Annotated in this window: 33 protein-coding genes; 28 read left to right on the top strand and 5 right to left on the bottom strand. The window is 38.5% G+C overall.

The annotated features are described in order from the left end of the window. Positions 1-9 precede the first annotated feature (9 nt). The 5 genes from O0236_RS06795 to O0236_RS06775 are packed head-to-tail and all read left to right on the top strand — an operon-like array spanning position 10 to position 3,277. Positions 10-825, top strand: a complete 816-nt coding sequence (locus O0236_RS06795; protein WP_268914063.1) for a hypothetical protein — start codon at positions 10-12, stop codon at positions 823-825. Continuing rightward, complete coding sequence (locus O0236_RS06790; protein WP_268914065.1) at positions 818-2,062, top strand: replicative DNA helicase; 1,245 nt, start codon at positions 818-820, stop codon at positions 2,060-2,062. The genes O0236_RS06795 and O0236_RS06790 overlap by 8 nt, the downstream gene beginning before the upstream one ends. Beyond that, positions 2,059-2,481, top strand: a complete 423-nt coding sequence (locus O0236_RS06785; protein WP_268914067.1) for a hypothetical protein — start codon at positions 2,059-2,061, stop codon at positions 2,479-2,481. The genes O0236_RS06790 and O0236_RS06785 overlap by 4 nt, the downstream gene beginning before the upstream one ends. Then, entirely contained in the window at positions 2,481-2,858 is a 378-nt protein-coding gene (locus O0236_RS06780) for a RusA family crossover junction endodeoxyribonuclease (RefSeq protein WP_268914069.1), read from the top strand. The genes O0236_RS06785 and O0236_RS06780 overlap by 1 nt, the downstream gene beginning before the upstream one ends. Positions 2,859-2,863: 5 nt before the next feature. After that, positions 2,864-3,277 carry a hypothetical protein gene (locus O0236_RS06775; protein ID WP_268914071.1) on the top strand — a complete coding sequence of 138 codons (414 nt, stop codon included), beginning with the start codon at positions 2,864-2,866 and terminating at the stop codon, positions 3,275-3,277. A gap of 141 nt (positions 3,278-3,418) precedes the next feature. Here O0236_RS06775 and O0236_RS06770 read toward each other — a convergent pair whose 3' ends face one another. Next, positions 3,419-3,760 carry a winged helix-turn-helix domain-containing protein gene (locus O0236_RS06770; protein WP_268914072.1) on the bottom strand — a complete coding sequence of 114 codons (342 nt, stop codon included), beginning with the start codon at positions 3,758-3,760 and terminating at the stop codon, positions 3,419-3,421. Between the two features lie 50 nt (positions 3,761-3,810). Here O0236_RS06770 and O0236_RS06765 point away from each other — a divergent pair, with 50 nt between their 5' ends. The 3 genes from O0236_RS06765 to O0236_RS06755 are packed head-to-tail and all read left to right on the top strand — an operon-like array spanning position 3,811 to position 4,801. Beyond that, positions 3,811-4,515, top strand: coding sequence for a putative HNHc nuclease (locus O0236_RS06765; protein WP_268914074.1), 705 nt, complete (start codon positions 3,811-3,813; stop codon positions 4,513-4,515). Between the two features lie 5 nt (positions 4,516-4,520). Then, positions 4,521-4,664: a hypothetical protein gene (locus O0236_RS06760; protein WP_268914076.1), complete on the top strand. Its 144-nt coding sequence runs from the start codon at positions 4,521-4,523 to the stop codon at positions 4,662-4,664. Next, positions 4,661-4,801 carry a hypothetical protein gene (locus O0236_RS06755; RefSeq protein WP_268914078.1) on the top strand — a complete coding sequence of 47 codons (141 nt, stop codon included), beginning with the start codon at positions 4,661-4,663 and terminating at the stop codon, positions 4,799-4,801. Before O0236_RS06760 ends, O0236_RS06755 begins: the two co-directional genes overlap by 4 nt. A 21-nt stretch (positions 4,802-4,822) precedes the next feature. Here O0236_RS06755 and O0236_RS06750 read toward each other — a convergent pair whose 3' ends face one another. The 4 genes from O0236_RS06750 to O0236_RS06735 all read right to left on the bottom strand — a co-directional run bounded on the left by O0236_RS06750 (position 4,823) and on the right by O0236_RS06735 (position 6,014). Further along, on the bottom strand, positions 4,823-5,089 hold the full coding sequence (locus O0236_RS06750) for a type II toxin-antitoxin system RelE family toxin (RefSeq protein ID WP_268914080.1): 267 nt from the start codon (positions 5,087-5,089) through the stop codon (positions 4,823-4,825). Continuing rightward, complete coding sequence (gene relB, locus O0236_RS06745) at positions 5,086-5,316, bottom strand: type II toxin-antitoxin system RelB family antitoxin (RefSeq protein ID WP_329608930.1); 231 nt, start codon at positions 5,314-5,316, stop codon at positions 5,086-5,088. The genes O0236_RS06750 and relB overlap by 4 nt, the downstream gene beginning before the upstream one ends. Positions 5,317-5,400: 84 nt before the next feature. Beyond that, complete coding sequence (locus O0236_RS06740; protein ID WP_268914082.1) at positions 5,401-5,565, bottom strand: Arc family DNA-binding protein; 165 nt, start codon at positions 5,563-5,565, stop codon at positions 5,401-5,403. A gap of 29 nt (positions 5,566-5,594) precedes the next feature. Further along, entirely contained in the window at positions 5,595-6,014 is a 420-nt protein-coding gene (locus O0236_RS06735) for a helix-turn-helix domain-containing protein (RefSeq protein WP_268914083.1), read from the bottom strand. Positions 6,015-6,112: 98 nt separating this feature from the next. Between O0236_RS06735 and O0236_RS06730 the strand changes: the two genes are divergently transcribed. The 20 genes from O0236_RS06730 to O0236_RS06635 all read left to right on the top strand — a co-directional run bounded on the left by O0236_RS06730 (position 6,113) and on the right by O0236_RS06635 (position 19,069). Beyond that, positions 6,113-6,313: a hypothetical protein gene (locus tag O0236_RS06730; protein WP_268914085.1), complete on the top strand. Its 201-nt coding sequence runs from the start codon at positions 6,113-6,115 to the stop codon at positions 6,311-6,313. 47 nt (positions 6,314-6,360) lie between these two features. Further along, positions 6,361-7,155, top strand: coding sequence for a phage antirepressor KilAC domain-containing protein (locus O0236_RS06725; RefSeq protein WP_268914087.1), 795 nt, complete (start codon positions 6,361-6,363; stop codon positions 7,153-7,155). Positions 7,156-7,166: 11 nt separating this feature from the next. Continuing rightward, positions 7,167-7,376 (top strand): hypothetical protein, encoded by a 210-nt coding sequence (locus O0236_RS06720; protein WP_268914089.1) that lies wholly within the window; start codon positions 7,167-7,169, stop codon positions 7,374-7,376. A 56-nt stretch (positions 7,377-7,432) separates the two neighbouring features. Next, entirely contained in the window at positions 7,433-7,579 is a 147-nt protein-coding gene (locus O0236_RS06715) for a hypothetical protein (RefSeq protein WP_268914091.1), read from the top strand. Continuing rightward, on the top strand, positions 7,579-7,776 hold the full coding sequence (locus tag O0236_RS06710; RefSeq protein ID WP_268914093.1) for a hypothetical protein: 198 nt from the start codon (positions 7,579-7,581) through the stop codon (positions 7,774-7,776). Before O0236_RS06715 ends, O0236_RS06710 begins: the two co-directional genes overlap by 1 nt. Before the next feature lie 110 nt (positions 7,777-7,886). Continuing rightward, complete coding sequence (locus tag O0236_RS06705; RefSeq protein ID WP_268914095.1) at positions 7,887-8,327, top strand: ArpU family phage packaging/lysis transcriptional regulator; 441 nt, start codon at positions 7,887-7,889, stop codon at positions 8,325-8,327. A gap of 689 nt (positions 8,328-9,016) precedes the next feature. Next, positions 9,017-9,493, top strand: a complete 477-nt coding sequence (locus O0236_RS06700; RefSeq protein WP_268914097.1) for a helix-turn-helix domain-containing protein — start codon at positions 9,017-9,019, stop codon at positions 9,491-9,493. Next, positions 9,474-10,937, top strand: a complete 1,464-nt coding sequence (terL, locus tag O0236_RS06695; RefSeq protein WP_268914098.1) for a phage terminase large subunit — start codon at positions 9,474-9,476, stop codon at positions 10,935-10,937. Before O0236_RS06700 ends, terL begins: the two co-directional genes overlap by 20 nt. Positions 10,938-10,952: 15 nt before the next feature. After that, positions 10,953-12,524, top strand: coding sequence for a phage portal protein (locus O0236_RS06690; RefSeq protein WP_268914100.1), 1,572 nt, complete (start codon positions 10,953-10,955; stop codon positions 12,522-12,524). Next, a complete protein-coding gene (locus tag O0236_RS06685; protein WP_268914102.1) occupies positions 12,524-13,447 on the top strand; it encodes a hypothetical protein in 924 nt (307 codons plus the stop codon). The genes O0236_RS06690 and O0236_RS06685 overlap by 1 nt, the downstream gene beginning before the upstream one ends. 14 nt (positions 13,448-13,461) lie before the next feature. Beyond that, the gene (locus O0236_RS06680; RefSeq protein ID WP_268914104.1) at positions 13,462-14,010 is read left to right on the top strand and encodes a DUF4355 domain-containing protein; all 549 of its coding nucleotides are present in this window, start codon (positions 13,462-13,464) and stop codon (positions 14,008-14,010) included. A gap of 14 nt (positions 14,011-14,024) precedes the next feature. Continuing rightward, positions 14,025-14,393, top strand: a complete 369-nt coding sequence (locus O0236_RS06675; RefSeq protein WP_268914106.1) for a hypothetical protein — start codon at positions 14,025-14,027, stop codon at positions 14,391-14,393. Between the two features lie 13 nt (positions 14,394-14,406). After that, positions 14,407-15,597, top strand: a complete 1,191-nt coding sequence (locus O0236_RS06670) for a major capsid protein (RefSeq protein ID WP_268914107.1) — start codon at positions 14,407-14,409, stop codon at positions 15,595-15,597. A gap of 147 nt (positions 15,598-15,744) precedes the next feature. Continuing rightward, the gene (locus O0236_RS06665; protein ID WP_268914108.1) at positions 15,745-15,954 is read left to right on the top strand and encodes a hypothetical protein; all 210 of its coding nucleotides are present in this window, start codon (positions 15,745-15,747) and stop codon (positions 15,952-15,954) included. A gap of 15 nt (positions 15,955-15,969) precedes the next feature. Then, a complete protein-coding gene (locus O0236_RS06660) occupies positions 15,970-16,302 on the top strand; it encodes a hypothetical protein (protein WP_268914109.1) in 333 nt (110 codons plus the stop codon). Positions 16,303-16,313: 11 nt separating this feature from the next. After that, positions 16,314-16,544 carry a LysM peptidoglycan-binding domain-containing protein gene (locus O0236_RS06655; protein ID WP_268914111.1) on the top strand — a complete coding sequence of 77 codons (231 nt, stop codon included), beginning with the start codon at positions 16,314-16,316 and terminating at the stop codon, positions 16,542-16,544. A gap of 1 nt (position 16,545) precedes the next feature. After that, the gene (locus tag O0236_RS06650; RefSeq protein ID WP_268914112.1) at positions 16,546-17,004 is read left to right on the top strand and encodes a hypothetical protein; all 459 of its coding nucleotides are present in this window, start codon (positions 16,546-16,548) and stop codon (positions 17,002-17,004) included. Next, a complete protein-coding gene (locus O0236_RS06645) occupies positions 16,994-17,404 on the top strand; it encodes a hypothetical protein (protein WP_268914113.1) in 411 nt (136 codons plus the stop codon). The genes O0236_RS06650 and O0236_RS06645 overlap by 11 nt, the downstream gene beginning before the upstream one ends. Beyond that, complete coding sequence (locus O0236_RS06640) at positions 17,388-17,867, top strand: LIC_12616 family protein (RefSeq protein ID WP_268914114.1); 480 nt, start codon at positions 17,388-17,390, stop codon at positions 17,865-17,867. The genes O0236_RS06645 and O0236_RS06640 overlap by 17 nt, the downstream gene beginning before the upstream one ends. A gap of 11 nt (positions 17,868-17,878) precedes the next feature. Continuing rightward, on the top strand, positions 17,879-19,069 hold the full coding sequence (locus O0236_RS06635; protein ID WP_268914115.1) for a DUF3383 family protein: 1,191 nt from the start codon (positions 17,879-17,881) through the stop codon (positions 19,067-19,069). Positions 19,070-19,081: the final 12 nt, after the last annotated feature.

Genomic DNA, 19,081 nt, shown 5'->3' with positions numbered 1-19,081 from the left:
GGGTTCAACATGAATTATCTACAACAGATTCGAGGGTTTAATGATTTTCTCACGTATAATCAAAAGCTCTCAAGCGGTCAAATTAGTTTATGGTACGCACTTATGTGGATCAATAACAAAACCGGTTGGGCTAAGTGGTTTACAGCAGCAAATCTTACCCTTGAATCGATGAGCGGATTATCCCGATCAGGAGTTAATAAAGCGAGAAATGCGTTAAAACAATACGGATTAATCGACTTTAAAAGCCACGGATCAAAAGCCACTGCCTACAGCGTTTGCCAGCTCTACACGTCAGATAGTACACAAGATAGTGTACAAGATAGTGCACAAGTTAGAGTCGTAAAAGAGTCGCAAAAGAGTCGGAATGGTAGCACATTAAATAAACTAAACAAAACTAAAAAAGAAAAAGATAAAAAGAATGCACCCCAATACGGTGCTGATTCCCCTTACCTGAAATTGGCTAAGTATCTGTTTGAGCAAATCAAAACCAATGACGAGAAGCGCAAATCGCTGACCGATAGCCAAGAACAAAAGTGGGCTAATACCATTCGACTAATGGCTGAACGTGATGAGCATAAGCCTAATCAGATAAGAAATATGATCGATTGGTCACAGCAAGATGAGTTCTGGCATAAGGTGATCCTGTCACCAACCAAGCTTAGAAAACACTATGACCAAATGAAGATGCAAGCTTTAGAGAACGACAAAGAATCCAAGCCTAAATATAGCAACGAGCGCTCAACCGAAACCGTTTCAGCTGAACGTGAACGGGCTAGAAAATTAAATGAATTAGTTAATAGTCATGAGGTGAGCCTAAATGAATAACGAAGAGCGAGTAATCAGCATCTTGCTTAACCGCCCAGCTAACCGACTGGTGACCAAGATAAATGCCGAGTGGTTTGAACAACCCACTTTGCGCTTTGTTTACGAAGCCATTATGCAGCTAGACCCAGAGCAGGTTAACTCGCTGACGATTATGGGTCAGGTTAAGTACAATCACCCAAACGCTGACGTATCTTCAAGCAAGCTCAATGAGCTTAAAAACCAGTTCATCACTGACAGCCAGCTAGAGATGTATGTGATGCAGATGCGTTATCGGTACTTGGTTAAGGACTTACAAAATAAGTCTAACCAGTACATCAATGCCCCAGTATCAGCAAATCTAGAAGAGCTGAAAAACGTGATTGGCTTGCTAGAAAACGTGAAGCAAATCAATGATGACGGCGATTTACAGCAAACCATTGAGCAACTGGAGCAAGATATTGACCACGAGCGGCCAACTGGCATTAAAACCTTATCGCAGTTAGACAAGGTGTTTAACGGAGGCTTATACGGAGGCATGCTGTTTACGATTGGTGCTAGACCTTCGGTTGGTAAGACAGCCTTTTCAGCTAATCTTGCTTATGAAATTACTAGTCAAAAACCTAATGTTCATGTGGACTTTTTCACGCTAGAAATGACGAAGCGAGAAATGGTTAACCGTATGGTCAGTATCGAGACAGGGATTAATTCCGGAGCATTAAAAAATCCATATTTTCTAAACGATAAGCAAAAGGAATTTATTCGATTAAGCCTTGATAATTACCGCAAAAAGTTCATTCGAGTGTATGATACCGAATTTAACTTGCCAGATATTCTACGAATCATTCGTAAAAATGCTGCTAAGTCTAAGCCTAACGAATATGTTGCTATTATTGATTACATCGGTTTAGTTAATGTGCCGGGCAATCAAGAGCGCTACTTGCAGGTTGGGGAAGTTACTCGCCAACTTAAGCAAACTGCTAATGAATTTGATATCCCAATCATTGCTTTAGCCCAGCTTAGTCGCCAAATTGAAAATCGGCAGGATAAACGTCCAACACTATCTGACCTAAGAGAGTCAGGGTCCATTGAGCAAGACAGTTCAGCTGTGGGCTTTCTGTACTGCCCAGATGAAGAGATTCGCAACATCGAGTGTCTTTCAATTCAAAAGAACCGTGAGGGTGGGTTAGCAGATATTGACCTGAACTTCAACCGAGAAAAAATGCGCTTCAAAGAAATCCCTAAGGAGGCAATTAGATGACGAATGCAGTGGCGGAAAAATTAAATTATCGAGATTATCAAGCAATCATGCAAGATGAATTACTAGAGGAAAGCCGAGCAGTGAATGCTTATCTATCACGTGCCAAACGGTTTGCCAATCACGTTAAGCTGATGAAAAAATCATTTGCGAGAATGGGCATGAACGACACTCTGTATAAGTTAGTTAAGCAAGAAGATACCAAGCGAGCTGAAATGGTGTGGTCAGCTATCGAAACTGCCAGACTGGAGAAACGGCAGGGGTGGCGATTATTAGAAGATGGTGATGCCTATGTAGAATCGCTGATTGCTAAATACCAAGGCGATTTAAGCCAAGCGCTACCCGAAGAAAGCAAACGCCTGGAGTTAGCTGAACTACTGGAAACTATGGAAAAGCGACAAAGCGAAGGTGACTGGCGCTAATGGTCAAAATAGTTATTCCAGGTGAACTCCTAGCTTTGAACCAATACTCCGACGCCGAACGGGGCAATCGGTATCACGGTAGCAATTTAAAACGCTACTACACCACTATCTGTTCGATGTACACCAAAAAAGCCATGCACGAGGGACTTAAAGTGACTGGCAAGATTGATATCTATTGTCACTGGTACATGAAGGACAAACGTAAAGACAAAGATAATATCCGGTTTGCCATTAAGTTTATCCAAGATGGCATGAAGCAGGCTGGTTTGATTAAAAATGATGGCTGGAAAGAGATTGGCAATTATTATGACGAATTCTCGGTGGATAAAGACAACCCAAGAGTTGAAGTCGAGATTAAGAAACATGAGAAGATGTGAATTTTATGAAATTACGAAAGGTGACTCAAACTTTAATCAACTTCTTTCAAAGCCAAGGAATTAAAGTCATGAGATATGACGCTTATTCAACAAATAGCATCTATTTGAAGCTGGATTATGGCTTGCTCTACAGTATTCGGTTAAGTGATCACCAAGGAAAAGAACATCTGAATTACAGATTTAATGTAATTATGCATTACGAAGGGCCAAAATACGTGGCGACAGAATATAGCTGGAGACGTGAATTTTACGATTTAAAACCAGATGATTTAAATAATTTATGTATCAGGATTCTGCAAATAAGGTCACAACGATTGCTGGAGTTAGGTTTATACGGCTACCAACATGCTATGGATCATCGTAAACAGGAAAACATGGGTAATAAAGGATTTTGGAAGCAAGCCAAAGATTTAGGTTAGCCATCCTAAACCCGTCGAAATCGAAGAGTTTAAAAGCAAATCAGATCACACGAGGAGGCATGACAAATGAAACAAGGTCCAATCATGAGGTGGTTATATCCAGTAATCGTTAGTGCAGTAATTATCTGGTTATTCCATGTTTTATTTAACTAAAACTGAAATAATTCCAGCAATCGTTGCTGTAACAATCGGCCAAACCCAATCACGGAATTCTCTAATCTTTTCTTTTCTGTCAGAGGTTTCGATGTCATTTAATAAATTTGTGCCACGATTAGTAATCTCATACCTGCTGTTATTATCATCGTTTTTAAATAACTGTCTAACTAACTTTTGATCAATTAGATTTTCTAAAATCTCTCTAGCATTATTTTCAGAAATTGATGTTTGCATGCTAATAGCTGTCTCTGGGTGGCTAGTTGGATTGTTGTTAAAGCTTTGGGCGATGAATTTAAGTACGGTAATTTCATTTAGATTTAAGTACATGATAATTCTCCTTTTTTTCATAATTATATTACTTGTTGGGAAGTGATTAAATGCAAAGAGCCCCCGCCAAAATTGAAGACGGCAAGTTGATTATCGATTTGCCACACGAATTGAACGCCGATCATATCGAGACAGTAACTAGAGGTAATGGCCAGTTGTTTGTTGACTTTGAGATTGCTGACCCGAGACGGAGCAGGCCACAACAACGGCGGTTGTTCTTTGCATTATTAAATGACATCACGAGACACTTTTGGTGGGTAGGAGCGGACTTTCTAAAGGCCATGTTCTACAACCAGTTTTACTTTTACACAGCTGGAAAAGAGATCAGCCTGTCAAACGATTCAGAATCTTCCGTGAGCGATGTTAATCAGTTACTAGATCTAGTTATCGACTTCATGTTCGAGTGGCATGTGCCGTTCAAGAAGGGTTATGAGCTATTGCCTAAGGACGAACAATATTACTTGTATGAATGTTTGCGCCACCGTGTGTGTTGTATCTGTGGGCAAGAGCATGCGGACATCCACCACTATCAAGCAGTGGGCAATCGGAGCCGAAAGCAAGTCGATCATCGAAAATTATCGTTTATATGCCTCTGTCGGAAACATCACGAGTTGATCCACAGCATGGGTGGGCAATCGTTTCTAGATTATTTCCACGTTAAACCAATCACGTTAGGCGAAGACGATTTGATTAATTTGCGCATCATGACGAAAAAACAAATGGATTACTGGGACGCACGATACGCTAGGAAGTGATTACGATGCGGAAAAGTACAAGAGTTATGTATGAGTTACTGATACCGCTAGAAGCGAAGTATGGCAGTATCGCCAGCGTATCTGAGCAGGACGGAATCGATACTGCTACTGTACACGTTCTGCAACGACTAATGGAGGCGGACGAATGAATAGTTTAGCTAAGTATCGCAAAAACCACATTATCACGATTGGTGGCCAAGAGTATCGACTGGTTGAAGATCCTTCATTCATGGAGGGCAAGCGTGAAGTTGTGATTTTAGAAGTTACTGAAAAAGAAGATAAATAAAAAGCCCACATTACTGTGGACTTAATCGTAGATGTTTCTGCGATGGCCAATATTTATGGCCGTGACAATTAATTCGTCATCCTCAATTTCACAGATGACTCGATAGTTACCGACTCGATATCGCCATTGACCCGAACGATTGGCAGTTAATCCTTTGCCAATAGATCGCGGATCATCAATACCATCTACATGCTGATACAACCAGCGAGTTATTAACGTTGCTTGGTGTTTATCCATTTTACGTAATGATCGTTGAGCTTCCCTGGTAAATTCTAGTGAATAACTCAATCTAAATCACCAAATTCATCAAGGATATCCTTCATAGACACGGTTTGCTTACCATCTTCAATGAATCGTTTATGTGCTATTTCAGCTGTTTGCTTATCGTACTCATCCTCGAGTTGTTCCATAGAATAGTTCTTCATTAGGTCGGATAAAGTTACACCGTAAAAGTCAGCCATATATTGTAACCATTCTTTTTCAGATTCTGAAACACGAACTGTAATCATTGCCAAAATAATCATCTCCTTACGTAATACATTGTAATACGAAATAAACATTTGTCAATAAAAATACCACCCCGGCAGGCGACTTGATAACTATTTAATTTCACCGTGTTCTTTTTCAAAATTTTCAACATGATGTTGAATTAATTGTTCAATTTCTTTGTTAGCAGACCGACCGTTGTAAGAAGCAACATATTTAATCTTGTCTAAGAGTTCTCTAGGGATTCTTAGTCCAAACATTGGTAACTTTGAAGTCAATGAAATCCGACCTTTCTAAAATAAAAAAGTTAATCATAGTCTTCATATTTTTCCGGGTTCTTATGTTCGTCTAATTGTCGTTCTAAGTATTCGACCTTATCGATAAGAGCTAAAAAAATATTTCCAAGTCCTTCATGAATTGATTCGTTTATATTTGCATCTTCAGAAAACGTAATTTCGTCCAATTCATTCATTATGGTCATTTCATCAGTGACTCTTTCGGAAGAATATCCTTGCAAATATGTAACAGATACTTTGAAAAATGATGCAAGCGAAAACCATGTATCGGAATTAGGATCATTTTCACCATTTTCCCATCTTGAAATTGCAGCATAGGAAACAGGGTTTGCTTTGGGGCGATTTTCAGCTAAGTATTGGTTAAATTCATTTGCCAATTCCTTTTGAGTTAAACCGAGTTGTTTACGCTCATTTTTAATATTGTTTGTCATTATGCACCTCAAATAAAATAAAAAGCTTGAATTTACGCAAAATGTAAATTATAATATAAATAATTTACGAGATGTGTAAATTTAAAGAAGGAGAATTTATGGAATCAATAACTGAAGAGGAGCGAAAAACACTAATCGTAAATAGCGCTTTGCAAAAGAAATCCAGACTTCAATTATCAAAAGAAGTGGGAATTTCAGAATTTACCTTGCGCAAGGTTTTAGATGCAGACTCTTCTGTAGAAGTAAGTAATAAAACAGCCAATTTGGTCAGAAATTGGCTTAAGAAAAATATTTTATAGTACAAGTTTACAACAAACGTAAATTATTTGAAAGGAAGGTATTAATTATGAACACAGTTTCTACTTTAGATAAGACAGAAACATTTAAGTTTGAGGGGCAAGAAGTTCCAGTCAAGCTAGTTAATGACAAATTAATGTTTGATGCAGAAACAGTGGCAAAGAGCGTAGGGTTGGTAGATAACTCAAAAGGAACTAATAAAGTCCGTTGGAATCGAGTTAATAAATATTTAGGTAATGGCGCCACTTTTGGCGCTGGTGATTTCATCACTGAACCACAAATGTATCGTTTAGCAATTAAAGCAAATAACAAAACGGCAGAACGTTTTCAAGATTGGGTCACAAACGAAGTCCTACCATCTATCCGTAAGCATGGCGCTTATATGACAGATCAAAAGATTGAAGAAGCTCTACTAAACCCAGATACGATTATCGAGTTGGCAATGCAATTAAAAACAGAACGTTCTGGTCGTTTGATTGCAGAACAACAGATAAAAGAATTGCAGCCTAAAGCAAATTATTATGACCGTATTTTGGCAAATAAAGGATTAGTTTCAGTTACTGCAATCGCTAAGAATTATGGTATGACACCAAATCAATTAAACAAGAAACTTCATGAACTTGGCGTTCAATATAATCAATCTGGTAGCTGGTATTTGTATAGTAAATATCAAAGTAACGGTTATACCCACACAATCCCAGTCCCATATAATCACACCGATGGTCGCAAAGATATTAAGCCACAGACTAAATGGACTCAAAAGGGGCATATTTTTATTTATCAGTTATTAAAGAAAAATGGAATTATGCCAATGATTGAACAAGATTATAAAGAAGATAAATAGGAGAAAGCAATATGACTGATTACGATAACGTACGAAATGCACTTAAGGATGCAATTGAAATTGCAGAAGCTAAAGAAATTAAGACTAAGATTGGTGAAGACGAATTTAGAAATGCTACAAAACAGGATATTCAGGAGCTGATTGCTGAACCTTTGTATAGCATTGCTGATTTATTAGGGATGAGCGACTTATATTTGGAAAATCAAGTTGATCATAAGTAATTGAACAGGACTAAAAACAGGTACCTTGGTCGGATTGCCTGATTGGAGAACTAAAAATGAAGATTAAATTTGTTGAAGAGTTAATGCCTAAAGGGCTTGAAAGCTTAGTATTTCCAGATGTAGTTCTTATTAATCAAGATTTAGATGTTGATTACAAGAATGAAATTAGAAAACGGTCAATCAAAGAATTGGAGCTAGCATAATGAAAAAGATTACTTTTACAAGTAAGAATGGTGAAGCAGGATTCGATATTGATATGAACGGATATGATAACGAAATTGAATATTTAACTGATATCGCTGTCATATTTGGCCACGAATTACTATCCCATGGTGCTAATAGAAAAACGGTCATGGGATTAACTGAACGTGTTCTCAATATTCTGGAACCAAAGCAATAAAAAAGATCGCCTATCGGGGGCGACCAATTAATAAAAGTATAAGTTTACACCTAATTTTACCATATTTATTTTTTATTCACAAAATTATTAAAAACAGGGGTGTAACTATATTGGACGACAAAAATATCATTCATTTATTTCGTGAAATTGATGAAAAGGCAACTCGTAAAAACGCAATACATTTCCTAGAGGTAGAATTGCCAGGGTTAATGCGTATGAGTGGTAGATCTGCTAGTGAATTAAGGGCTGTTACATATGACGGTATGCCTAAAGCACCAAGTTCGACTAATACCGCCGATGAAACAATCGTTAAAAGATTAACTGCAGAGCAAGCCGTTAAAGAAGCTATCAAAGCTATCAGTATTTGTGATAAAGACTGTAAACAGATACTTAGTTTGCTTTATCTTGAAGGCTATACCGATACAATGTGCTGGCAATTTATAAATTATAGTCCATCTAGTTATTTTCATTATTGGAAGCCAAAAGCACTGCTGCAGTTTGCAGAGTCATTTATGTATTATGATCTAATAGTTTTTAAAAAATTGCATTAAGGGAGCAGTTACAGTGCAGGCACAATGTGTTTTACGGGGTTATATTGGTATTGTCGAAAAATATAAAAACACCCTTAGTTGTCGCTAGGAGCTTTAAGTTGGTTCGATTCCGACTGACAACTTTACCAGTTAGAAAAATCATAGCCAAACCAAATAATATCTCCTTCAATATATTATACATTAATTTAGATAGCTAACTGGTAGGCTAAGAGTAGATATGTCGGTGCAACTCCGTCACTTAGCCTTTGCCTAATTATCCCTCAAAAGATGGAAAAAGGATTTTATTAGCGAAGGGATGTGGTAGGTATGAGCTTACAGCTATTCTCAAACAATTTTTTGATTCAATCAGGCATAATACTTATCATATTAGTCATAATCTTTTTAATACTTTCTAAAATAATCAATAAAGATTAACAGCCAATGGGCTGTTTTTTTATACCCATTTTTAAGGAGGTGGCCTATGCAGACCGCAATAACAATTTTAGTAGCTTTAGTATTTGAATCATTTATTTGGTGGCTAGGCCACTATAAAGGCTGGTGGGATTGATGGATCTCTACCATAGCGGCCACATGAGTCAAACCGAATACGGTTATGCCTGCAGTTTAGAAGAAATGATCGATAGAAAAATTGATAAAGAATTAGAAGACAAACGTAAAGAATAGCTAGACAGAATTGAGGAGGTGAGGTCGTGGCTAAAGGCAAATATCAAGAGTGGTTAACACCGGAAGGGCTAATCAAGATTGAAGGTTGGGCTAGAGATGGCCTCACTGATGAACAAATTGCTCAAAATATGGGTATTTCATCCGCTACTTTATATGTTTGGGAGAATAAGTATCCAGAGATTCTAGAGTCCCTAAAAAAGGGGAAAGAGGTCACAGACTATGCAGTTGAAAGTGCGTTGCTTAGACGAGCTTTGGGTTATAAAACTGTTGAAGTCACTAAATCTATCTCAGAAGAAACTGGTGAGCTGGAAATATTTAAAGAAGTGGAAAAAGAAGTTCCACCAGATACAACGGCACAAATTTTCTGGCTAAAGAATAGACAGCCTGAAAAATGGCGAGATAAGCAAGATATTGATGTATCTGGTAGTTTAAACATGCCTAACTTAAAAGAGTTAAGTACCGAAGAATTGAGGCGATTAGCTAATGAGCCTAACAAAGAGTGAACGTGCAACGATTGCAAAGCAGTCCCGATTAGAGTTATCCAGACGTAGTTACGCCGATTACTTTCAAATGTCCCAAGATTATCAAATGAGGTTGTTTCCACATACAAAGTTATTATGCGACGCTCTGCAGCCTATTGCTGACGGTGAGCGTCGTTTTTTAATTGTTGAAATGCCACCACAACACGGCAAGTCGACTACTATCACGGAAACCTTTCCCAGTTATTATTTGATGAAGCATCCCGAAAAAGAAGTTATGGTAGCCAGTTATTCTGATGATTTAGCACAACGCTTCGGTAGTCGTAACTTGGCTAAGTTTAATGAATTCGGTAGGGATATGTATGGATTAACCAGCTCTCCTACTAAGCATACGAGTAATGAATGGCAAATTGCTAACCACCGTGGTGCTATGCATTCAACTACTATTCTAGGTTCAGCTACTGGTAAGCATTCTGATTTATTGATTATTGATGATCCAATTAAAGGGATGCAAGATGCTAACTCTACTACAATTCGTAATAAGATTTGGGATGAGTGGCAGGCCAGTTTCTATAGTCGTTTATCAGCAACTGGTTCGGTTATTGTGATTATGACTCGATGGAATGTTGATGATTTAGCGGGAAGATTGCTTAAAGAAATGGCATTGCCATGGGAAGAAATTAAATTACCAGCGATTGCTGAAGAAAACGATATGTTAGGTCGTGAAGTTGGTGAACCATTATGTCCGTTCCCACCTATGAATAAGGGAAAAGAGTGGGCGGAACAAACTATGAGAGTATCAGGCTCTAAAACATGGGCAGCATTGTACCAGCAAAGGCCAGTGCTAGATGGTGGTAACGTCTTTAAAACTGATCAAGTACATTACTATCTACCAGATGGAGCGACTGCAACCAAATTGGGACTAGACCATGACAATTCAGTAGCCATCTTACCTAAGCTAGATAAAACATGGAGTAGTTGGGATCTTACCTTTACAATGTCAGATACTAGCGATTACGTGGCTGGTCAAACTTGGGGTAAGCAAGGAGCTAACTTCTACTTACTTGATCGAGTACATGACCGTATGGCGTTTAATGATCAGTTAAAAGCGATTATGAGCATGCATCAACGACAACCTAAAGCATCGGCTATTTATATTGAAGATAAAGCTAATGGATCTGCAATTATTAATACGATTCGTAATGCTATTTCTGGTGTGATTCCGGTTGTCCCAAAGGGAGACAAAGTAACCAGAGCTAATGTAGTAGTACCGTTCTTTGAGGCTGGAAATATCTATTTGCCACATCCCAAGTGGCAACCGTGGGTTAACGAATTGTTAGATGAATGGACTGGTTTTCCTAACATGGAACATGATGATGAGGTCGATTCAATGACTCAAGCATTGAGTAGGGAAATAGTTAGTCAACCAGCACAAGTAGCCGTCAGTCATGACCGGCTTTTTTATTAGAAAGGAGATGATTAATTGACCCAGTTAGGCACTATATCGCAGTTTTTGAAAGATAGAGATGGCCCAAGTCGTTTTATTAGTGGTGTCACATCAATGACTAATTCAGATAGTCGTTGGTTGTCTGAGCACGTTTATTTGGATGACAATGACATTCCAAGATGCGCCCCGGATTTTAACATTGAAAACAATCTCGATGAAATCAGTGTGATGTTAAGCAGTTATGACACTATGCTGCGTAACCAGTATCACCGAAAGATGCGTTATTACAAGGGCGACCATGAAACTATCCGTGACCGAATTCAATATACAGCTATTGATCCTGAGAAGAACCGGATAGTGGTTAATGTTGCTAGAAATTTAGTTAATACTTTCAGCGGTTTCTTTATTGGTATTCCGCCTAAGATTACCTATGCTCCAAATAGCGATAAGAAAATTAATCAAACTAGAGTGGACCTAGTTAATGAAATCATTTCTCGTTCGTTATCAGATAGTGATTCCGATGATGTATTCTATGAGCTAGCTAAAAAAGCTGATATTTATGGGCGTAGTTACTTGGTAGCTTACATTGCAAATGATGATGACAAGACACTTAAGTTCACCCATAAGGCTCCTGAGAATGCCTTTATTGTATATAGCAATAATGAAGAAAGTCGGCCAATGTTTGGTTTTACTTTTGACAGCGTGGATAATCGACAATTCGGGATGTTGCATACACCAAATAATATTTATAAATTTAATAGTGATGATTTGGAATCTTCAGGTGGTTTTGAGGCCAGTCTGAAATGGAAAAATAACATCTTTAGAAACGTTGTAGGTATGGAATTTATAACTGAACTACCTGAGAACGATGAACGCTTAGGGATGTTTGATGATTTAGTTTCATTAATTGATGCTCAAGATAAGGTTTTGTCTGAGAAAATAGATGATAATGATAACTTTTCCAATGCAATTTTATTAACTAAGGGTGTTGCGGAATTTACAGCGGAACAAAAACAAGAAATTAAGCATTGGCGAGTTATGCAGGTCAATAATACTGATCCAAATGTTGATCCTGAGGTTGATTATTTAGACAAGCCAAATGCTGATGGATTACAAGAAAATTCTATGAAACACTTATCAGACAAGATTTATGATGGTTCACAGGTGGTTAACCTAGCTGACCCAAGCATTAGTTCTGCAGCTTCAGGGTTTGCTTTAACTCAGCGAATGCAACCCATGGAAATGGTTGCTGCAACAAAGGCTGAGAAAATGCGGAAAACCATTAAACGCTTGCTTAATATCATTCTGAGATACAACGGATTTGTTAATGATGATGTGGCGGATATCTTAAGGGATATTAAAGTTGAATTTACACCTAACGTTCCACACTCAGAAGTGGATGAGTCTACTATTGTTAAGAATCTTAATGGCATCGTTTCTAAGCGAACATTGATTAGTTACTTAAGCCGAGTTCAGAACATCGATGATGAACTTAAGGCAGAGGAAGAAGAGGCTGAAAAACGTATGACAATGTTCAGTGAACCTGATTCTGAAGAAGGTGCTTTAAATGACGATCAAGACGAGCCACCAAAAGGCGGTGATGCTTAGTGAAGCCTAGCAAATCATTAGCCAAGAAGCGTGAAAGAGAAATCAAAGCTGATGACTCTAGCGATGCTGATACACTGGCTAACTTATTGACTAGTGCCAGTGCTGATATTAGGCAATACGTGAGTTATTTTGTTGATAATTACAACGAAGACGGAATGTTAGCAATCAACGCTATGCGAACCGCTCCAAATACTAATGACTTAACTACTTGGAAGAAATTCATTAAAAAATATAAGCGGCTATTGTCTGGCAATAGTGAAGCGCAGTATCGAATTAAAACAGCTCAAAAAATGGCTGGATTTGACCGCGAGACGCTGCTTAGTTCAATCATCAAGATAATTACCTCTAAAGTGGCTATCGACGCCGAGACGTTCATTAAACAAGCAATTCAAGCTGAGGCTGGTAAAGAGGTCACATTTCAGGGGAATGTTATTAAAATCAACGGGATTCCCGATGGCGACTTAGACCGGCAGATTAATGATATTGTTGAAAACTTTATCAACCGAGAAACTCAAGACTTAACGTTATCTAGTCGTATATGGCTAAAGGCTGATGCGTTAGCAGCTAAGATTAACCAGGCCATTCATAAGGCGTTAGTGGCTGGTATCGATGTTAATTCGATAGATGATCAGCTATTTTATGAAACAAGTCAGTTAAATGAAGATTCAGTCAAGTCGATTAGCGATTCGACAATTAAATATTATGTACACACTTTGTTACTAAACGAAAAGGCATTGATAGTTGCGGCTATCAGTGCCTTTTTAGCTACCCACTGGAAGTTAAAACGGGCAGATTGGTATACCGTTGAGGATTCGCATGTTTGTCAGGCTTGCCAATCACTACAAGGAGCTAATCCATATAGCGCAGACAATGTACCAGGCAAACCACACTTTGGTTGCCGGTGCTTTGTTATCTATTACTAAAAGGAGATTTACTCATGGAAAACGAAACAAATGACACACAAGAAAATCAAGGATCAAATTCAACACAAGGAAATCAAGAGCAGGGTTCTCAACAACCTAACGAACCTAAAAATGTTGATCAAAAAGAACTCCGTGAAAAGCTAGGTAAGATTGATAGCTTAACTGAAAAAATTGATCAGTTATTTACTAAATTTAATCAAACTAATGATGCTAAACCCGAACAGCCAAACGAATCACAGGAATCATCAGAATTAGATAAATTGAAACAACAACTTAATGAACAGAAGCACCGCGATTCGTTGAACTTGGCTAAGAATACTGCCAAGGAATCCGATCTGGAAATTGACGGTCTTGAAAGCTTCTTTGTGGGAGACAACGACGATGCGACTAAGGCTAACGTAAAGTCATTTGCTGACTATATGAAAGCTCATGATGAAGCGTTGAAGAAGTCGCTAACTGCTAGTACTGATACTGGCTTCAATACCACTAGAAGCGACAGAATTGGCGATTCCAAGGACTTTTTAGGAAGTATTTTGGACGAACAATTTGGTCCACAAAAATAAGAGGAGGATTCATAATGCAAGGAAAAATTTATTCATCTGGTAAAGAGATTCTAATGAATTTCAGCCAATCATTAACCTTACCAGCAACTGTTGATAATAGTGCCGCTACCGTAAATGACGAAGGCCGAAAGATTATTAAAGCCGGGACACCATTAGGAGCTGCTAAAGATTTTCGGTTAAATAAAGGCGTTGTTTTAACACCTACAACTGATGCAACTGCTGTTCAAGTAGTCGCTATGCATGATATCGATATTACTAATGGTCAAGCTGCGGCGACTGTAATCAAACGTGGTGATGTGGTCTATAAGAATATGGATAAAGATGTTCGAGCACTCTTTACTGCTGATATTCAAAAAGCACTCACTCACATTATTTTAGTTTAGGAGGAATATTTTAATGGCAAACATTGATGAATTAACGAATCTCCAAGCTATGGCGGTTTATTACGAACGAAAGCTACTAACTCTACCACCATATTTGGGAGAAACTTATTTTCCAGCGACAAAGATTGCAACTGATATGCTCTCATATCTAACTCAAAAACAAGGTGCTCCAGTAATGGCTGAGGCTTCAACATACGATGCTCAACCAACTCCTATGAACCGTGAAAACTTCAGCAAGGAATATTTCCAAACTAATTTCTTCCGTTCACGTTCAGTATTAAACGAAAATGACTTAGAAGAAATTAACCGTGCCTTGTTTAATGGGGATGACCAACTAGTAAAATCACTTATCTTAGGTTTATTTGATGATAAGACAAAGATGTTGTTGGGTATGCGTACACGTCGTGAATGGATGGCAATGCAAGCCCTTATGACTGGTCAGGTTGCCTTAAATTCTAACGGGGTTACACAAACCATTTCATATTCATCTGATTCAGATTTGAACTCTCAAGTAGATACTGATTGGTCAGATACTGAAAATTCAAATCCAATTGAAGATATGCGTAAGGCAATTACGTCAATGAAGCATAAGGGAATTACTCCTAACCAAATCTTGATGAATGACGATACATTCCGTTTGATTTTAAATAACGAACGTATCAAAACAACTCTATGGCCATCTAACTTTGATACTTCAAAAATGATGATGACTGAAAACCAAGCAGTTGATTTCATCATTTCAAATCTTCACGTGATTCCCGTTGTTTATGATCAAGGATTTGTTGATGAAGAAGCAACAGGAACTGATGATTTCACACCATTCTTAACTCCCGGAAAGGTAGTTCTTTTGAACGCTCCAATTCCTGCACAATTCGCTAAAACTGGTTCATCATCAACTGGTTTAGTTCAATCAGCATCAACTATCGGTCATATGGCATTTGCACCAACGCCGGAAGAACTTGGACTGCGTAACGGTAAGATTGCTTCAAACACGGTTCAATTATTCGATACTGGGGTTGCCTATCATGAATATTACAATCAAAACTTGGTTCAAACCGAAGATTTAGTATCGATGAACTGCTTACCATCATTTGAAGGATCACAAAGCGTATTTCGTTTGACAATTGCTAAGCCAACGGCACCAACCCAACCTTCAGGACAAGCTTCAACTTCATCCACTTCAGATGGCTCAGCAAAAAAATAGTATCGTCAGCTGAAAAGGCTGACGTGCCTGATGAAAGTTGGACAAATGACCAAATTAAGACGTACTTAGATGGTCAAAATATTTCTTACAAGTCAACTGACACTAAAGCTCAGTTGCTGTCGTATTTAGAGGAGGAAAGTTAGGCTAATGATTAAATTTAATCTTTATAAAAAGGGTCAATTAACCCCAGTTATCACTGGTGATAATAGTGGTGTAGCGATTACAGGCTTAGCTGCAGGAACCGTGGTGGCTACAGGAGATTATGAGGCCACCAATACAGATGATACTGGTAAACAAACGGAGTCTGAACGGGTTCCAGTCCCAGGATTTACTGTGCCGGCTGCTGACCCTAAATAGTTAGGAGGGATAAGCTTGTTCGAACAACAAATAATCGAGCGAATCGGTCGTAATCCTGATTTTAATAAGCTTGATGCAGCGTACGTTAGTGATGCGGTTGATGAAGCTGTAACTATAATCAAACGTTATCAATTAAGTGATGATTTGCTTAGTAGAGCAACTTATCTGTATGCATGTAACCTATTGTTTCGGGACTATAAAAAAAGTTCTATCAAATTTAAAACGGTGAAACTTGAAGACGGTGAATATACGAAATTCGATGATGCTAATAAAAACAATTATTGGCAGGATTTCTTAGATTTCCTATCAGAACATGGATATACCAACAAAGTTACCGGATTTAGTTAGGAGGGATTAATTTGGTAAAGAAAAATAATAATCAAGACGCTTTAAAGGTTATTGGACAAACCATTTTAAATGGTCGTTCCGTTGATTTTGCAAGCTATAGGCCACAAGATAACGAGACTGTGTATAGCCTCTGGCTAAAATTCAAAGATAAAACAACAGTTGGAGCCATTAAAACTATCAACGGGTTACAAACTAATGATTTGACCGGTGTAAGAGTATTAAAGATTCCATTGGTGCTCTAATATGAGTTCTGGAGCAGATGAAATTATCCAAAAGCTGCGAATGCAACAGCGACGATTAAAACAGCTCAATAATAATCAGGCCAATGTGGGCGCGTTTAAGAACGTACCCGAACATACGCCAGAAGAGTTACAGAAAATTGTGAGATGGAACGAGTTCGGTACTGCTAAGATACCGGCCCGTTCCTTTTTACGTGGAGCGAGTGCTCGTAATCGTAAACATAGTTGGAAGTTCGTTGCAGGGACTGCACTGAAAAGTGTTTTAAACGGAAAATTAACCGGCAATCAAGCGTATCAAATGGTTGGTAAGCAAATGGCCGATGATGTTAGAAAGCAAATTGATACCATTGGTCCACCTAATGCAGCAGCAACCGTCAAACTCAAGGGACGTAATCAGCCGCTGGTTGACACCGGTGGATTATATCGGTCAATTGATGAGAAGGTGACAAAACGTGATCATTGATGACTTTTTCGAAGCGATAGATGGTTTTAGTATTCCAATTACGGTTCATCCAAATTTAAATGTTCTTCAAGGCGGCAAACTTAATAAATTAAATGAGTTGGTGCCAATTGAATATGATGATGTGGTAAATGATTTGGATGTTATAAAACTTGAAGAGCCAGTAGTTCCAGAATCATCTAACGCAGTAACCACTTTAGCTTTGGTACAAAGCCTTGGCGGAGGCGGGAACACTATCCCAAGAAGATACATCTGGTACTCACAGCATGAATTTACAACCGGTATTTTGGTTGAGGTAGATAACCACATCTTACAAATTGATAGCGTCACAGACTATAACCATATGGCCGGGGCATTCGTATATAGGTTGAAAGGGGATGATGCGCTTGAACCAACCATTTGATAAACAACCAACCGATTATGACGATGTCTTAGGCACCCTAATCCAAGAGGTTGGCAAGATTACTGGTCTTGAAGTTATCCCAAATGAACGGATTGCCAAGGTAAAAAAATTACCGTTTGTTAGTTTCTATCCACTCACATACGATATTCCCGTTTATTCCGACCCGACTATTAATTATGGCCAGTTTGAATCAACGATTTCTCTAGATATCTTTTGTAAAACGTTATCTGATGCTATGAAGTATGCCGGAGCATTACATGTTTATTTAAGTGATCCATACGTACGCCAAGAATTACGTCAAGGCAAGATTGTCATTGATGATGCTGGTCCGATTCAAGGACGAGCAATTGAAAATCTACCTTTTGACACTGTCCATCATCACGGATTTGATGTCACGATTCGTTATTCTCGGCATTTCCAAAGTCCAATTGATCAAATATCAAACATTAATTTTAACAATTAGGAGGAAAAATAATGGCAGACACATTATTTAGCACCTTGAGCCGGATTTCTCCAGCTCATATTTCAAATCAGTTTGTTACTGAGGTACAGGCTCCATTTGCGGGTGTGCTAGTTAAAGGCACCAAACAAGGAATTAAAGTGTATAGCGACTTAGACTCAGTTACAGACGATTATGAGATGTATTCATCATTATGGAAAAAAGCACGAGCATATTTTGCGGCTAACGGCGAGGCATCAAGTTTATTGGTACTAACATATGCTCCTGGTGATACCCAACAGGTGGTCGCTCCTACTGGAATTACCACCACACCTACTAAGGATGGTGCAGTTGTTAAAGCAGATGCTGTGGTGACAAACAACTCTAACTTGTCGGCTGATGCAATTGGTGCGGTTACTGCACTAAAAAAATACTACTATGCCGGTCCACAATTCTGGATGCTTGCTGAGTTCGATGACGAAGTTTCCCATGCGGTTTCTAATTTTGTTGAATTACAAAATACCGGTGTCTATGTTGCATATACCAATGATGCAACCAAATTGCAAACCTATACCGACAACAAGAAAACCTTGTTATTAACCTTGCCATCAGTCGATGATTCTACCGCTGATACGCAAGACACTTATAACAATGTATTCGATGCTGCTTTAGTCGGAACTGTTTATGGACGTAAACCACATTCAGCTTGGAAATATGCCTTAGGTGGATTGCCTTACACCAAGCCACAGGATCGATTTGACTTTACGCCGGATGATCAAGCTGATCTTGATAAGTACAACATTGTCACATATGCCTATGTGCTTGATTCACCACGTGTGACTAGTTCACGAACTGCAGCAAGTGGGATGCATATTGATATTATCTTAGGTTGGGATTGGATTCAAAATGAAATTCAAACTAGAATTGCCAATCTGTTTATTCAAAATGCCAAGCAAGGTATTCCTTATTCAGAAGTTGGCTTCGATTCAATTATCAATGTCATTCGTGGAGTATTTATCGATGCAGCTGATCTAGACATTATTGCTCCTGAGTTAGATGTGAACGGTTCAGAAACCGGTAAGCCTAAGTATAGTGTTGATTATGTAGAACCTGGTCTGTTACCTAAATCTTATGAAACTAAACGTGAGATGCGTGGCATCAAGACATCTTACCAACCAATGGGCATGATCGAAGACGCCTATATTGAAAATACGATCGTAATGTAGAGGAGGATTAAG

Origin of the sequence: Lentilactobacillus sp. SPB1-3, assembly GCF_026913205.2 — a bacterium.
In the GTDB taxonomy this organism is placed as follows: Bacteria; Bacillota; Bacilli; order Lactobacillales; family Lactobacillaceae; genus Lentilactobacillus; species Lentilactobacillus terminaliae.
Note: the sequence above shows the minus strand (reverse complement) of the source record. Positions and strands in the feature narration are given on the sequence as shown.

Bases quoted from the DNA above. Each gene is read 5' to 3' on its own strand.
- O0236_RS06710 (WP_268914093.1), top strand. From the start codon at position 7,579: ATGAAAAAGATTACTTTTACAAGTAAGAATGGTGAAGCAGGATTCGAT.
- O0236_RS06650 (WP_268914112.1), top strand. From the start codon at position 16,546: ATGAGTTCTGGAGCAGATGAAATTATCCAAAAGCTGCGAATGCAACAG.
- O0236_RS06715 (WP_268914091.1), top strand. From the start codon at position 7,433: ATGAAGATTAAATTTGTTGAAGAGTTAATGCCTAAAGGGCTTGAAAGC.
- O0236_RS06785 (WP_268914067.1), top strand. From the start codon at position 2,059: ATGACGAATGCAGTGGCGGAAAAATTAAATTATCGAGATTATCAAGCA.
- O0236_RS06665 (WP_268914108.1), top strand. From the start codon at position 15,745: ATGATTAAATTTAATCTTTATAAAAAGGGTCAATTAACCCCAGTTATC.
- O0236_RS06790 (WP_268914065.1), top strand. From the start codon at position 818: ATGAATAACGAAGAGCGAGTAATCAGCATCTTGCTTAACCGCCCAGCT.
- O0236_RS06635 (WP_268914115.1), top strand. From the start codon at position 17,879: ATGGCAGACACATTATTTAGCACCTTGAGCCGGATTTCTCCAGCTCAT.
- O0236_RS06735 (WP_268914083.1), bottom strand. From the start codon at position 6,014: ATGACAAACAATATTAAAAATGAGCGTAAACAACTCGGTTTAACTCAA.
- O0236_RS06765 (WP_268914074.1), top strand. From the start codon at position 3,811: ATGCAAAGAGCCCCCGCCAAAATTGAAGACGGCAAGTTGATTATCGAT.
- O0236_RS06755 (WP_268914078.1), top strand. From the start codon at position 4,661: ATGAATAGTTTAGCTAAGTATCGCAAAAACCACATTATCACGATTGGT.
- O0236_RS06780 (WP_268914069.1), top strand. From the start codon at position 2,481: ATGGTCAAAATAGTTATTCCAGGTGAACTCCTAGCTTTGAACCAATAC.
- O0236_RS06770 (WP_268914072.1), bottom strand. From the start codon at position 3,760: ATGTACTTAAATCTAAATGAAATTACCGTACTTAAATTCATCGCCCAA.
- terL (WP_268914098.1), top strand. From the start codon at position 9,474: ATGAGCCTAACAAAGAGTGAACGTGCAACGATTGCAAAGCAGTCCCGA.
- O0236_RS06795 (WP_268914063.1), top strand. From the start codon at position 10: ATGAATTATCTACAACAGATTCGAGGGTTTAATGATTTTCTCACGTAT.
- O0236_RS06760 (WP_268914076.1), top strand. From the start codon at position 4,521: ATGCGGAAAAGTACAAGAGTTATGTATGAGTTACTGATACCGCTAGAA.
- O0236_RS06730 (WP_268914085.1), top strand. From the start codon at position 6,113: ATGGAATCAATAACTGAAGAGGAGCGAAAAACACTAATCGTAAATAGC.
- O0236_RS06680 (WP_268914104.1), top strand. From the start codon at position 13,462: ATGGAAAACGAAACAAATGACACACAAGAAAATCAAGGATCAAATTCA.
- O0236_RS06775 (WP_268914071.1), top strand. From the start codon at position 2,864: ATGAAATTACGAAAGGTGACTCAAACTTTAATCAACTTCTTTCAAAGC.
- O0236_RS06675 (WP_268914106.1), top strand. From the start codon at position 14,025: ATGCAAGGAAAAATTTATTCATCTGGTAAAGAGATTCTAATGAATTTC.
- O0236_RS06725 (WP_268914087.1), top strand. From the start codon at position 6,361: ATGAACACAGTTTCTACTTTAGATAAGACAGAAACATTTAAGTTTGAG.
- O0236_RS06670 (WP_268914107.1), top strand. From the start codon at position 14,407: ATGGCAAACATTGATGAATTAACGAATCTCCAAGCTATGGCGGTTTAT.
- O0236_RS06720 (WP_268914089.1), top strand. From the start codon at position 7,167: ATGACTGATTACGATAACGTACGAAATGCACTTAAGGATGCAATTGAA.